General features: G+C 44.3%; 14 protein-coding genes. 11 read left to right on the plus strand and 3 right to left on the minus strand.

What is annotated here, in order from left to right; all coding sequences use genetic code 11:
* Positions 1-241 precede the first annotated feature (241 nt).
* The 9 genes from rsxA (at position 242) to ACFI6G_RS15155 (ending at position 8,618) form a co-directional block, all read left to right on the plus strand.
* Positions 242-820, plus strand: a complete 579-nt coding sequence (rsxA, locus tag ACFI6G_RS15115) for an electron transport complex subunit RsxA (RefSeq protein WP_004734039.1) — start codon at positions 242-244, stop codon at positions 818-820.
* 2 nt (positions 821-822) lie between these two features.
* Positions 823-1,416: an electron transport complex subunit RsxB gene (gene rsxB, locus ACFI6G_RS15120; RefSeq protein WP_004734040.1), complete on the plus strand. Its 594-nt coding sequence runs from the start codon at positions 823-825 to the stop codon at positions 1,414-1,416.
* A gap of 11 nt (positions 1,417-1,427) precedes the next feature.
* Positions 1,428-4,235 carry an electron transport complex subunit RsxC gene (rsxC, locus tag ACFI6G_RS15125; protein WP_462710346.1) on the plus strand — a complete coding sequence of 936 codons (2,808 nt, stop codon included), beginning with the start codon at positions 1,428-1,430 and terminating at the stop codon, positions 4,233-4,235.
* Positions 4,235-5,281, plus strand: a complete 1,047-nt coding sequence (gene rsxD, locus ACFI6G_RS15130) for an electron transport complex subunit RsxD (RefSeq protein ID WP_016767677.1) — start codon at positions 4,235-4,237, stop codon at positions 5,279-5,281. The genes rsxC and rsxD overlap by 1 nt, the downstream gene beginning before the upstream one ends.
* A gap of 12 nt (positions 5,282-5,293) precedes the next feature.
* Positions 5,294-5,923 (plus strand): electron transport complex subunit RsxG, encoded by a 630-nt coding sequence (gene rsxG, locus ACFI6G_RS15135; protein WP_010437142.1) that lies wholly within the window; start codon positions 5,294-5,296, stop codon positions 5,921-5,923.
* A complete protein-coding gene (locus ACFI6G_RS15140; RefSeq protein ID WP_010437140.1) occupies positions 5,923-6,615 on the plus strand; it encodes an electron transport complex subunit E in 693 nt (230 codons plus the stop codon). Before rsxG ends, ACFI6G_RS15140 begins: the two co-directional genes overlap by 1 nt.
* A gap of 183 nt (positions 6,616-6,798) precedes the next feature.
* Entirely contained in the window at positions 6,799-7,434 is a 636-nt protein-coding gene (gene nth / locus ACFI6G_RS15145) for an endonuclease III (RefSeq protein ID WP_010437137.1), read from the plus strand.
* Positions 7,435-7,562: 128 nt separating this feature from the next.
* On the plus strand, positions 7,563-7,979 hold the full coding sequence (gene gloA, locus ACFI6G_RS15150) for a lactoylglutathione lyase (RefSeq protein WP_016790351.1): 417 nt from the start codon (positions 7,563-7,565) through the stop codon (positions 7,977-7,979).
* Positions 7,980-8,183: 204 nt separating this feature from the next.
* On the plus strand, positions 8,184-8,618 hold the full coding sequence (locus ACFI6G_RS15155; RefSeq protein ID WP_004734047.1) for a DUF2753 domain-containing protein: 435 nt from the start codon (positions 8,184-8,186) through the stop codon (positions 8,616-8,618).
* Positions 8,619-8,733: 115 nt separating this feature from the next.
* Here the strand turns inward: ACFI6G_RS15155 and motY are convergent, their stop codons facing one another.
* On the minus strand, positions 8,734-9,615 hold the full coding sequence (gene motY, locus ACFI6G_RS15160; RefSeq protein ID WP_010437120.1) for a flagellar protein MotY: 882 nt from the start codon (positions 9,613-9,615) through the stop codon (positions 8,734-8,736).
* 188 nt (positions 9,616-9,803) lie between these two features.
* On the opposite strand from motY, the gene rnt reads away from it, so the two are divergent.
* Together rnt and ACFI6G_RS15170 are read left to right on the plus strand one after the other, a co-directional pair.
* Positions 9,804-10,454, plus strand: coding sequence for a ribonuclease T (rnt, locus tag ACFI6G_RS15165; RefSeq protein WP_010437118.1), 651 nt, complete (start codon positions 9,804-9,806; stop codon positions 10,452-10,454).
* 58 nt (positions 10,455-10,512) lie between these two features.
* Positions 10,513-11,838: a Na+/H+ antiporter family protein gene (locus ACFI6G_RS15170; RefSeq protein ID WP_010437117.1), complete on the plus strand. Its 1,326-nt coding sequence runs from the start codon at positions 10,513-10,515 to the stop codon at positions 11,836-11,838.
* Positions 11,839-12,047: 209 nt separating this feature from the next.
* Here the strand turns inward: ACFI6G_RS15170 and ACFI6G_RS15175 are convergent, their stop codons facing one another.
* Both ACFI6G_RS15175 and ACFI6G_RS15180 read right to left on the minus strand, forming a co-directional pair.
* Positions 12,048-12,677, minus strand: a complete 630-nt coding sequence (locus ACFI6G_RS15175) for a DsbA family protein (RefSeq protein WP_010437114.1) — start codon at positions 12,675-12,677, stop codon at positions 12,048-12,050.
* Positions 12,678-12,776: 99 nt separating this feature from the next.
* A complete protein-coding gene (locus ACFI6G_RS15180) occupies positions 12,777-13,115 on the minus strand; it encodes a Grx4 family monothiol glutaredoxin (protein ID WP_009848715.1) in 339 nt (112 codons plus the stop codon).
* Between the last annotated feature and the right edge of the window lie 32 nt (positions 13,116-13,147).

The following is a 13,147-nucleotide window of genomic DNA, read 5'->3' on the forward strand; positions in this document are numbered from 1 at the left end:
ACGTAATTTTGCCCCTCAATACTGTTTACAAAAAATAGGATTGATTAGATGAGTTATCATTGAGTTAATCTTATTTTTTATTACGATCAAATACCCACCTATACTTAACCTGACCCATCTTAATTAAACGATTACCTGGTTATTTTTTCACCAAGCATCTAAATCCCTAGTGATCCTTGGTTGTTATTAGGCGAGCAAAGCAGGATAATATCGGGATCGGAATCTCAAGAATTAATCCATTATGACCGAATACCTTTTGTTGTTGGTTGGCACAGTGCTGGTCAATAACTTTGTGCTAGTGAAGTTTTTAGGGCTATGTCCTTTCATGGGAGTCTCCAAGAAACTGGAGACTGCGATTGGCATGGGCCTCGCGACGACTTTCGTTCTGACGTTAGCGTCGGTATCTGCATACCTAGTAGAAACCTACATCCTTACCCCTCTGGGTATTGAATACCTGCGTACCATGAGCTTCATTTTGGTTATCGCGGTGGTCGTTCAATTTACGGAAATGGTCGTTCACAAAACCAGCCCGACTCTTTATCGCCTATTGGGTATCTTCCTGCCTCTTATCACCACCAACTGTGCGGTATTAGGTGTGGCACTTTTGAACATCAATGAAAACCACAACTTCATTCAGTCGATCATCTATGGTTTTGGCGCTGCGGTGGGTTTCTCTCTTGTATTGATCCTATTTGCTGCGATGCGTGAACGTATTGCGGTTGCTGATGTTCCAATGCCCTTCAAAGGCGCATCGATTGCGATGATCACAGCAGGCTTAATGTCTCTGGCATTTATGGGCTTTACTGGGTTGGTGAAATAAGCATGAGTACCATTTTAATTGCGATCATTGCGCTAGCCGTTTTAGCCGCTGTTTTTGGCGCTATTTTGGGCTTTGCTTCTATCCGCTTTAAAGTTGAAGCCGATCCTATCGTCGATCAAATCGACACCATCTTACCGCAAACTCAATGTGGTCAATGTGGCTACCCAGGTTGTCGCCCATACGCAGAGGCGATCGCTAACGGAGACAAGATCAACAAATGTCCTCCGGGCGGCCAAGCAACTATTGAGAAGCTAGCAGACTTAATGGGCGTAGAAGTTGAAGACTCCGCTCATGATTTAGATAACAAAGTAAAAACCGTTGCCTTCATTCATGAAGATATGTGTATCGGCTGTACTAAGTGTATTCAAGCCTGCCCTGTTGACGCCATTGTTGGTGGTACCAAGGCACTACACACAGTAATTAAAGATGAATGTACAGGTTGTGATCTATGTGTCGCACCGTGCCCTACTGACTGTATCGAAATGATTCCAGTGGCAACAACGACTGAAAATTGGAAATGGCAGATGAACATCATTCCTGTTACTGATATCACTAACCAAGCCACTGATGCGACTGCATCAGAGCCGAAAGCATAGGGTTAGTTGGTATGATCTCTTTAATTGAACAAATTCGCACGGGCTCTATTTGGGATTTCCCGGGCGGCGTGCATCCTGCTGAAAACAAAAAACAGTCAAATACTACCGATATCACCCATGCAAGGCTTCCTGAAGAAATCGTTCTTCCAGTGAAACAGCACATCGGTAAGCCCGGTAACCTATTGGTTGCTGTTGGTGACACCGTACTAAAAGGTCAACAACTGACGGCCTTAGATACGGGTTTTACTTTGCCAGTACATGCACCAACTTCGGGTGTGATTACCGCTATTGAACCAAGAACCACCGCTCACCCTTCAGGTCTGAGCGAAATGTGCGTGGTTATTAAACCTGATGGCTTAGACACTTGGATTGAAAAAAATCCAGTTGAAGACTTTTCTAAAAAAACCTCTGACGAACTGCTGGATGTGATTCGCCAAGCCGGTATTTCAGGCATGGGCGGCGCGGGCTTCCCTACGGCTAAGAAGCTTCAATCAGGTTTAGGTCGTACCGACATTTTGATCGTCAACGCTGCTGAGTGTGAACCTTACATCACCTCAGATGACAAGTTGCTTCAAGAGCATGCCAACGAAGTTTTAAAAGGCATTGAAGTGGTTGAACATATCCTTCGACCAAAGCTGACCGTTATCGGTATTGAAGACAACAAACCTGATGCAATAAAAGCACTTGAGGTTGCAGCGAAAAACAAAGACATCGTCATTCGAGTTATCCCAACTAAATACCCTTCGGGTGGTGAGAAACAGCTCATCAAGATCCTCACCAATAAAGAGGTTCCAGCTGGTGGTATACCTGCAGATATTGGTGTTTTGGTTCAAAACGTCGGTTCTCTCTACTCTATTAAAAGAGCAGTGGTTGACGGCGAGCCCGTTATCAACCGTGTTGTGACTTTAACAGGGAAGACCTTTAAGCAACCTCGCAACGTATGGGCACTATTAGGTACACCAGTACACGAGTTACTGGAAGAGTTTGGCTACAAAGCGGATAAAAAGCTGCCGCGATTGATTTTGGGCGGCCCTATGATGGGCTTCACTTTACCACATGCTAATGTGCCAATTACCAAAACGTCCAACTGTATTTTAGCGCCGACACGCCGTGAAATTTCGCCAAGCACTTATGAAATGGAATGTATTCGATGCAGTGCTTGTGCCGAAGCATGTCCTGCGTCATTGCTCCCTCAACAACTGCAATGGCATGCGAAAGCCAACGAGTTGGATAAGTGTGAAGAACTAAATATTAAAGACTGCATTGAATGTGGTGCTTGTGCCTTTGTCTGCCCAAGTGAAATTCCTCTTGTTCAGTACTATCGCCAAGCGAAAGCAGAAATCAAAACAAGAAAAGACGAAGCAACAGCTGCAGAACGCGCCAAGATTCGTTTCGAAGAAAAAAACGCTCGCATGGAGCGTGACAAAGCAGAGCGTGAAAACCGCTTCAAGAAAGCCGCTGACAACCGTCGTAAAGACATGAAGTCTACGGATGGTGATGATGCGATTGCAGCTGCGATTGCTCGCGTTAAAGCGCAAAAAGCCGCGGCAGACCAAGCTCCTAATGCGGAACCGGCTGTAAAACCTGCGGTTGCAGCGGCTATTGCTAGAGCAAAAGCAAAACAAGCTGCGGCCCAGAAAGCAAATGACGCAGAACCAGATAACTCTGAAATGTCTAAGCTACGTGAAGAGCGTAAACGTCAAGCACGAGAACGTAAAGCACAGCAAGCTGCAACGGATAATCCAACAGAAAGCTCTGGTGACGGTAAGAAAGATGCTGTCGCTGCTGCAATAGCTCGCGCTAAAGCGAAGAAAACTCAAAAAACGGAATCTACTTCTGAAGCTCCAGCTGAAAGCTCTGGCGATGCTAAGAAAGATGCTGTCGCTGCTGCAATAGCTCGCGCTAAAGCGAAGAAAGCACAACAAACAGAGTCTGCTTCTGAAGCTCCGGTTGAAAAATCAGGTGACGCTAAGAAAGATGCGGTTGCTGCTGCAATAGCTCGCGCCAAAGCCAAGAAAGCGCAACAAGCTGAATCAGCTTCTGACGCTCCAAGTGAAAGTAGTGGCGATGCTAAGAAAGATGCTGTCGCTGCAGCGATTGCTCGAGCTAAAGCGAAGAAAGCACAGCAAGCTAAACAGGAAGAGACAACTGAAACTCCTGAGCCCGAGGCTCCAGAAGAATCTGTCGATCCTAAAAAAGCTGCCGTTGCCGCTGCAATAGCTCGCGCTAAAGCGAAGAAAGCACAACAAGCTAAACAGGAAGAGACAACTGAAACTCCTGAGCCCGAGGCTCCAGAAGAATCTGTCGATCCTAAAAAAGTTGCCGTTGCCGCTGCAATAGCTCGCGCTAAAGCCAAGAAAGCACAACAAACAGAGTCTGCTTCTGAAGCTCCAGTTGAAAAATCAGGTGACGCTAAGAAAGATGCGGTTGCTGCTGCAATAGCTCGCGCTAAAGCGAAGAAAGCACAACAAGCTAAGCAGATCGAAACAGAAGCAACGACTACTGAACCTGTAATTGAAATTGAAATTGAAGCTGATATTCAGTCAGAACCAATCGATCCTAAAAAAGCAGCAGTTGCTGCCGCAATAGCTCGCGCTAAAGCGAAGAAAGCACAACAAGCTAAGCAGATCGAAACAGAAGCAACGACTACTGAACCTGTAATTGAAATTGAAATTGAAATTGAAATTGAAGTGGAAGCTGATATTCAGTCAGAACCAATCGATCCTAAAAAAGCAGCAGTTGCTGCCGCAATAGCTCGTGCTAAAGCAAGAAAGGCGCAGCAAGAGCAAGACAAAAAGAATAATGAGGAGAAAGAGTAGTGGCCTTCTTTATCGCCAGCTCACCGCACGCGCACAATCGTAGAAGCACCCCTGATCTCATGAAATGGGTCGCTATTTGTGCGTTGCCAGGTCTACTAGCTCAAACCTACTTCTTTGGATGGGGTACGCTCATCCAATTAGTATTTGCTATTGCACTTGCTGTTACCTTTGAAACCGCTGTAATGTTGCTAAGAAAACGTCCGCCAGTGATGGCATTGCGTGATTACAGTGCGGTTGTTACCGCTTGGCTGCTGAGCGTCGCGATTCCCCCACACTCTCCATGGTGGATTCTAGTCATAGGTATGTTTTTCGCGATTGTTATTGCGAAACACCTCTACGGTGGTCTTGGGCAAAATCCGTTTAATCCCGCGATGGTGGCTTACGTTGTTTTGCTGATCTCATTCCCAGTTCAAATGACGAGTTGGAATGCGCCGACTAGCTTAACCGCTGAAACAACAAGCTTTGTTGACTCATTTTTGATGATCTTTACCGGTTTCAATAATGAAGGTTTGTCACTGCAACAAGCGCGCCTTGGTATTGATGGCACCACGATGGCAACGCCGCTCGATGCATTCAAAACCGCTTTAACGGCGGGTAACACAGCTTCTGAAGCTCTGTCTCAACCACAATTCAGCTGGTTAGCTGGCGTAGGTTGGGAATGGGTTAACCTTGCTTATTTAATAGGTGGCTTAGTGCTCATTAAACAACGTGTGATTCAATGGTATATTCCGGTCGCTTTTATCGGCAGCCTTACGTTGTTTAGTTTGGTCTTCTTGATCCTAACTCCGGGTGAAACCGCTTCTCCAACCATTCATCTATTGTCTGGCGCAACCATGCTTGGTGCTTTCTTCATAGCAACTGATCCGGTTTCAGCCTCGACGACAGTAAAAGGTCGCTTGGTATTTGGTGCTCTGATTGGCGGGTTAGTCTTTATTATTCGCAGTTGGGGTGGCTTCCCTGATGGTGTGGCGTTTGCTGTATTGTTAGCTAACATGTGTGTTCCACTAATTGACTACTACACCAAACCTCGTACATACGGCCACTAAGGAGCGGATACCATGCTAAATGCAATTAAAAAAAATGGCCTTGTACTCGCGGTTTTTGCTTGTGCTTCGACAGGATTAGTGGCGGTAACTCACTACCTCACCAAAGATCAGATTAAGCAACAAGAACAGGCTCAACTATTATCTGTGCTTAACCAGGTGATTCCGCACGACCTGCATGATAATGAACTATTTTCAGCCTGCACTCTGGTTCAAGCAGAAGAGTTGGGGACGCAACAAGCGATGCCTGCTTACATTGCTAAACTCAATGGTGAGCCAAGTGCGATTGCGATCGAAGCGATTGCACCCGATGGCTACAACGGGGCGATTAAGGTCATTGTTGGAATGAAAATCGACGGTACTATTTTAGGTACTCGCGTTCTTTCACACCAAGAAACTCCAGGTCTGGGTGATAAAATTGATTTACGAGTGACTGATTGGATACTCTCATTTTCGGGTAAACAAGTAACTGACTCTAACCTTGAGCGTTGGAAAGTTCGTAAAGATGGTGGCGATTTTGACCAATTTACCGGCGCAACCATTACACCGAGAGCCGTCGTAAAATCAGTGAAACAAGCGGTTCAGTACGTTAACCAAAACAACCAAGCATTGCTTGCTCAACCTCTAAATTGTGGCGGTGAATAATGAGTGACCATAAAACACTAATTAAAAATGGCATGTGGGCCAACAACCCTGCCCTAGTGCAACTTCTTGGGCTGTGTCCATTACTGGCTGTGTCGTCAACGGTGACCAACGCGCTTGGGTTAGGCATTGCTACATTGCTTGTATTAGTCGGTTCGAACGTCTGTGTATCTTTGGTTCGTCACCATGTACCAAAAGAAATTCGAATCCCAGTATTCGTGATGATCATTGCTTCACTGGTAACCTGTGTTCAACTTCTGATGAATGCTTACGCGTATGGCCTTTACCTATCTTTGGGTATCTTCATACCACTGATTGTAACCAACTGTATCATCATTGGCCGAGCGGAAGCCTTTGCTTCAAAAAATGCAGTTTTACCTGCTGCTCAAGATGGTTTTTGGATGGGTCTTGGCATGACATCGGTACTGGTTGTATTGGGTGCGATGCGTGAGGTTATTGGTAACGGAACCCTTTTTGATGGTGCAGACCTACTTCTTGGCGACTGGGCTTCAGTGTTACGAATCCAGATATTCCAATTTGATAACAGCTTCTTGCTAGCCCTGCTTCCACCAGGTGCCTTTATTGGTGTTGGTTTCTTGATTGCTTTGAAAAACATCATCGACAACCAAGTAAAATCTAGACAGCCAAAACAAGAAAAACCAGCCATTGAACGCGCTCGCGTTACCAATGCTTAATAAGTTACAGTAGCTTAAACCCTGCTGAGTAGCTCAACCGCTCAGCAGATAATTAGATTGACCAAGTACACATAATAATGACGCTCATAAGAGCGCGTAACCGATGATAAAGCCTGAGCATTTAGAGTTTATTGAATACCAACTCCGGAGCTCAAGCCCTAACTATTTGAAAGTAATGTCGCTATGAACAATGTAAAACGAGTAGAAATACTTGAGCGTTTAAGAGAAAACAATCCAAAGCCAGAAACCGAGCTTAACTGGAACAGCCCTTTCGAGTTGCTGATCGCCGTGCTCTTATCTGCGCAGGCAACTGATGTCAGCGTCAACAAAGCCACTGATAAGCTTTACCCAGTGGCTAATACTCCACAAGCTATTTTCGACCTAGGTGTCGATGGCTTAAAAGAGTACATCAAGACAATCGGCCTCTTTAATTCGAAAGCAGAAAACACCATTAAAACGTGTCGCATGCTGCTTGACCTACATAATGGTGAAGTACCGGAAGATCGCGCTGCATTAGAAGCCCTTCCTGGTGTTGGCCGTAAAACAGCCAACGTGGTATTGAATACTGCTTTCGGTTGGCCAACCATTGCCGTTGATACCCACATCTACCGCGTATCAAACCGCACTAAATTAGCGATGGGCAAAACGGTCGACGATGTTGAAGCTAAGCTGCTCAAAGTCATTCCCAAAGAATTCAAACTGGATGTCCACCATTGGCTCATTCTTCATGGACGTTATACCTGTGTCGCGCGTAAACCACGTTGTGGCAGCTGTATCATTGAGGATTTGTGTGAGTTCAAGGAAAAAACAGACGTCTAAGCTAAGAAGCTAAGAAGCTAAGAAGCTAAGAAGCTAAGAAGCTAAGAAGCTAAACCGTGCCGCACTTTTCTGGCGGCATAAAACAGAATTACAAAAAACGTAAACATAGTTAACGCTAGGAGCAAATCATGTCAAACGGTCGTATTTTACACACCATGCTACGAGTTGGTGATCTAGATAAATCTATCGAGTTCTACACCAACGTAATGGGCATGCAACTATTACGTAAGAACGAAAATAAAGAGTACGAATACACACTGGCTTTTGTTGGCTTTGGTGACGAATCTAAAGGTGCTGTTATTGAGTTAACTTACAATTGGGGCACAACTGAATACGACCTAGGCTCAGCTTTCGGTCACGTAGCGATCGGTGTTGATGATATCTACACTACGTGTGACGCGATTAAAGCCGCTGGCGGTAACGTGACTCGTGAAGCCGGCCCTGTAAAAGGCGGTTCTACTCACATTGCATTCGTAAAAGACCCTGACGGCTACATGATTGAGCTTATTCAGAACAAACAAGCAAGTGCAGGCCTCGAAGGTTAGTCACTAACCATTGCGATACTAGGCTTTGAAAGCAAAAGCTAAATTAATGCACAAGAGAAGCGAGCACTATGCTCGCTTCTTTTTTATCAATTCATTCATAATCAATATTCTTTACCCAGTATTATTCACAATCTAATCGATGAAACTTTACATGATAATGATTATTATTTAAATTAAACCCATCTTGATTAGTGAGGTTATACAATGATTAGCGAATGGGAAAAACACACGTTACTTGCCGATACTGCATTGCAACTCGACGATCCTGTACGAAGCATTCTTCACTATCAGCAGGCGTTGAATTTAAGCGAAGAAATTACTGAGCGTACTGATATTCAGGCCGATGAACGCTTACTGATTTCGGTCATCTCTTGCCACAACCTTGCTCAGTTTTGGCGATGGGCGGGCGATACAGAATATGAACTTAAGTACCTTCAGCTTGCCTCTGAAAAGGTCCTGACACTGATTCCTCAGTGCCCTAATACGCAATGCTCTAGCTTTATAGATTCTATTGGTTGTTGTAAAAAAGCCCTTATCGATTTCATGAAACGTCATCCAAATCCTAAAATAGCCTCTATGGTTGAAAAAATCGATACTGCGACCAACTGTGAAATGATTGCTCGGTTCCGCTTGAATTAATGGTTGCCTCGAATAATTAGAGCCAAATCGACATGTTATCCAAACAAAAAATGCCCATCACGTAGATAGGCATTTTTATCTTTATCTTTATCTTTATCTAGACAAGCTATTCAGTTTAAACCTGTGTACGGCCTAAAGAGATCACAACGCGTCGGTTTTTATCTTTACCAATTGGCGAGTTGTTGTCAGCAATCGGGCGACGCTTACCATATCCTTGAACTTGAATACGGTCTTCTGGCAAACCGAGTGACTTAAAGTACTCTCTTAGTGATTCAGCTCTTCGTTCTGAAAGGTTTTGGCTGATGCCTTTACTGTCAGCAGAATCGGTATACGTGGCCACTAGCACAAGATCAATATCTTGGTTGTAGCGAACGTAATCAGCAATCTGGCTTAGCCTGTTACGTGACGATTTGTTCAACTGGTCGCTGTTACGATCGTAGTGCAAAATGGTAAAAGAGATATCTTCAAAGCTATAAGGCAACAAATTGGCAATACAGTCACTAAACACATTGTACTTTTCTTGAAATAGCACTGACGATAAAGATACCTCAATCCGCTGATCTCGGCTCTGCCATTCTTGATAACTGAATGTCGGGTAGCGACCTTTCTCCAACTCGCTCAATATCCCCCAAGCTGTTTGACCACCTACATAGCCGTCAAATTGTTGGAAGAACTTGATGGTTGTCATGCGATCAGCACTCTCGCCCGGACGCCAAGGTGGCGGCATAGAAATCAAGCTAACATTACGTGTTGCTCCCATTGGACGACGCATTTTAAGTTCAAAGTCCAAAATAATTTTTTTGCTTGCACGAGATGAAAACTCAGCATCACCGAAATTGGGAATCGGATGAACTAAACGACATTCGAGTGGTGTATTGGCCACCATCTCCCATTCCGACTGTTGAGGAGATGCTCCGTAACGCTTTTCTTGTGCCAATACCGATGACGACATAAGTAGCGAAAATAACATTGAACCTGTTATGAGTTGTTTCTTCATAAAGTGGAGTATCTCTTAAGCAATTCGTTTAACAATGCAGCCAATTGCCGCATATTTCTATCGAGTTTAAATATGCAAATATCAAGCCGCAATAGAGTGGCTAATTTATTAATTATTGCCGTTCCCTAGTTTTTATCACTGCTATTATCTGCAATAATGTAGCCTTAATCACACTTATTTGGGCTAACATGACTGTAGAAAACGAAGCTCTGACCCTAAAAAACCGCTTTCGTGGCTATTTTCCCGTGGTCATCGACGTGGAAACCGCAGGGTTTAACGCAGAAACAGATGCATTATTAGAGATCTGTGCCATTACATTAAGAATGGATGAGAACGGAGATCTGCAACCTGCATCAACGCTTCATTTTCACATTGAGCCTTTTGAAGGCGCAAATATAGAGCAGGCAGCATTAGACTTTAACGGAATTAAAGACCCATTTAGCCCATTACGTGGTGCTGTGTCGGAGCAAGAAGCCCTTAAAGAAATCTACAAGCTAGTGAGAAAAGAACAAAAAGCTTCAGATTGCAGTCGCGCAATCATGGTCGCTCACAATGCTACATTCGATTTAAACTTCGTAAATGCAGCAAGTGAGCGTTGTAAGCTTAAACGCGTCCCTTTCCATCCATTTGCAACTTTTGATACTGCAGCTCTTAGTGGTCTTGCCTACGGTCAAACCGTTTTGGCTAAAGCTTGCCGCACTGCTGGGATGGAATTTGACAACAAAGAAGCACACTCTGCTTTGTATGATACGCAAAAAACCACAGAGTTATTTTGCGGCATTGTAAACAAATGGAAAGCCCTTGGTGGTTGGCCTCTTGTTGACGAACAACAAAAATAGAATCGGTAAACGTTCGTTCGTATTGCCTTCATAAAAAACACAACATCTCGAGAATAATATGAATCCTGTTGTAATTTCAGTTTGCATCATGCTTGTTTTAGCTTTGATGCGCGTAAATGTAGTTGTTGCTCTCACGTTCAGTGCAATTATCGGTGGCGTAGCCTCTGGTATGGGTCTGAACGATGCTGTAGCTGCTTTCGAAAGTGGATTAGGTGGCGGTGCAACTATCGCACTTAGCTACGCAATGCTTGGTACTTTTGCTGTTGCTATCTCTAGGTCTGGTATCACAGACCTACTAGCTCAAAGCGTAATCAAGCGTATTCACGGCAAAGAGAACAGCGCGGCATCTAATGGTCTTAAGTACGGTATCCTTGCGTCTTTGATCTTAGTGACCATGTCTTCACAAAACGTGATTCCTGTACATATCGCCTTTATCCCAATCTTAATCCCACCTCTATTAGGCGTATTCGCAAAAATGAACCTAGACCGTCGTCTAGTTGCGTGTGTACTTACTTTTGGTCTAATCACACCTTACATGGTGTTACCGATTGGTTTTGGCGGTATCTTCTTAAACAACATCCTACTAAAAAACCTTCATGACAACGGTCTTGAAAGCGTAGTAGCAAGCCAAGTACCAATGGCAATGTTGTTACCAGCAGCCGGCATGATCTTCGGCCTTCTAACGGCGGTATTCTTTACTTACCGTAAACCTCGCCAATACAAAGAAACGTCTCACACTGTTGTTTCAACAGAAGTAAAAGAGATCAACAAGAAGCACATCCTAGTAGCGGCAGCTGGTATCGTTGCTGCATTAACCGTTCAACTGTCGACGGGCTCTATGATCATCGGTGCTCTGGCTGGTTTCATGGTATTCACCTTCGGTGGCGTAATTGCTTGGAAAGAGACACACGATGTCTTCACTAAGGGTGTTCACATGATGGCAATGATCGGCTTTATCATGATTGCAGCAGCAGGTTTTGCAGCAGTGATGAAACAGACTGGTGGTGTTGAATCTCTAGTTGAAGCACTTTCAACAAGTATCGGTGACAACAAGCCTCTAGCAGCTCTGCTTATGCTGGTAGTCGGCTTATTAGTAACAATGGGTATTGGCTCTTCGTTCTCGACGATTCCAATCCTTGCAACTATCTACGTTCCTCTAGCGGCGGCATTTGGTTTCTCACCAATGGCCACTATCGCGCTAGTGGGTACAGCGGCAGCGCTAGGTGATGCTGGTTCTCCGGCTTCTGACTCAACATTAGGTCCAACATCTGGTCTAAATGCTGATGGTCAACACGAACACGTATGGGAAACCGTCGTACCAACATTCTTGCACTACAACATCCCACTGATCGTATTCGGTTGGATTGCAGCTATGGTTCTGTAATTAGGTTCTGTAGTAAAGAACCTAAGCTATTATTACAAAGACCGCCTCGTGCGGTCTTTTTTGTATCTGGGATATATCTTGCTCTTTTATTCTCTCTTACCCTTTACCACCTCAATAAACTCATTGCGCCAGATAAAAGAAAAGGCTTACTGTTGTAAGTAAGCCTTCAAAGTAGTGTGAACTAATTGAGAGTTAGAGCTCTCATTGAACTAAGCAGTAGGAGCGCTATTCACAAGTACTTCACGAATAGATTTAAGCGTCGTCTCCGACGAATGGTAATCCAACGCAACCTCAGTGAAGATACCGTTAACTTCAAGCATTAACGTTGGGTAAGAATGTACGCCTATCGCTTCTTTAAAGCCTAACTGGTCATCCAATTCACTTTCCAATAGTTTGCTAGAAAGATCATTTTCAAACTGTTGTACGTTCATACCCAACTCTTCAGCGAGTTGCAGATGAGTATCTTGGCTGTGTGGCAACATCGCACGCAAATAGTAAGCATGTTGAATCGCTTCAAGCATGGCTTCATAGTGGTCTTGAAAACCAGCAGCTATCACAGCGCGGCACGCTGGATAGGTGCTTCGCACAGGTTTGCACTCAGTCCAAAATTCGTGGTTAAACTCAGTACCCAGCTTAGCTTCGATCTGCTTCCAGATAGCCTGAAGCTTGCCTTTCATCTCCTCAGACATTGGCTCATCAGAATCAGGAGCTAAACCTCCAACTACGTAATTAAACTCAATGCTCGCAGGCAATTGTTGTTTCAATAACTCAAGTGTTGGCTTGTATCCCCAACACCAGCTGCACATTGGGTCATGTACATAATGAAGTTTCACGTCCATTGTTCATTCCTTATTGAGTCAATGACTCAATCAATTAAAACAAAAAAGGAGCCTAATTAAGGCCCCTCATTTTATCTATTCAAGCAAAAAAGCGAGAACTTACTCAGCGTCATCGCCAGCAACTTTAGCCGCTGCTTCTTTAACGATTGGCTGAAGTTCACCTTTTTGGAACATCTCAAGAATGATGTCACAACCACCGATTAGCTCACCTTCAACCCAAAGTTGTGGGAAAGTTGGCCATTGTGCGTAAGCTGGAAGCTCTGCACGGATATCAGGGTTTTGTAGAATGTCTACATATGCAAATTTTTCGCCACACGCCATTAGAGCTTGAGATGCTTGAGAAGAAAAACCACAGCTTGGCAGCTTAGGAGAACCTTTCATGTAAAGTAGAATGGTGTTTTCTTCAATTTGCTGTTTGATTTTATCGATAGTTTCCATTGCTTCCTCGTTAATGGATTACGGCTTTCATT

The organism is Vibrio sp. PSi01 (assembly GCF_054960695.1).

What these genes read in the sequence shown, in the direction of transcription:
- rsxA (WP_004734039.1), top strand. Translation starts at nt 242, where the DNA reads ATGACCGAATACCTTTTGTTGTTGGTTGGCACAGTGCTGGTCAATAAC.
- rsxB (WP_004734040.1), top strand. Translation starts at nt 823, where the DNA reads ATGAGTACCATTTTAATTGCGATCATTGCGCTAGCCGTTTTAGCCGCT.
- rsxC (WP_462710346.1), top strand. Translation starts at nt 1,428, where the DNA reads ATGATCTCTTTAATTGAACAAATTCGCACGGGCTCTATTTGGGATTTC.
- rsxG (WP_010437142.1), top strand. Translation starts at nt 5,294, where the DNA reads ATGCTAAATGCAATTAAAAAAAATGGCCTTGTACTCGCGGTTTTTGCT.
- ACFI6G_RS15140 (WP_010437140.1), top strand. Translation starts at nt 5,923, where the DNA reads ATGAGTGACCATAAAACACTAATTAAAAATGGCATGTGGGCCAACAAC.
- nth (WP_010437137.1), top strand. Translation starts at nt 6,799, where the DNA reads ATGAACAATGTAAAACGAGTAGAAATACTTGAGCGTTTAAGAGAAAAC.
- gloA (WP_016790351.1), top strand. Translation starts at nt 7,563, where the DNA reads ATGTCAAACGGTCGTATTTTACACACCATGCTACGAGTTGGTGATCTA.
- ACFI6G_RS15155 (WP_004734047.1), top strand. Translation starts at nt 8,184, where the DNA reads ATGATTAGCGAATGGGAAAAACACACGTTACTTGCCGATACTGCATTG.
- motY (WP_010437120.1), bottom strand. Translation starts at nt 9,615, where the DNA reads ATGAAGAAACAACTCATAACAGGTTCAATGTTATTTTCGCTACTTATG.
- rnt (WP_010437118.1), top strand. Translation starts at nt 9,804, where the DNA reads ATGACTGTAGAAAACGAAGCTCTGACCCTAAAAAACCGCTTTCGTGGC.
- ACFI6G_RS15170 (WP_010437117.1), top strand. Translation starts at nt 10,513, where the DNA reads ATGAATCCTGTTGTAATTTCAGTTTGCATCATGCTTGTTTTAGCTTTG.
- ACFI6G_RS15175 (WP_010437114.1), bottom strand. Translation starts at nt 12,677, where the DNA reads ATGGACGTGAAACTTCATTATGTACATGACCCAATGTGCAGCTGGTGT.
- ACFI6G_RS15180 (WP_009848715.1), bottom strand. Translation starts at nt 13,115, where the DNA reads ATGGAAACTATCGATAAAATCAAACAGCAAATTGAAGAAAACACCATT.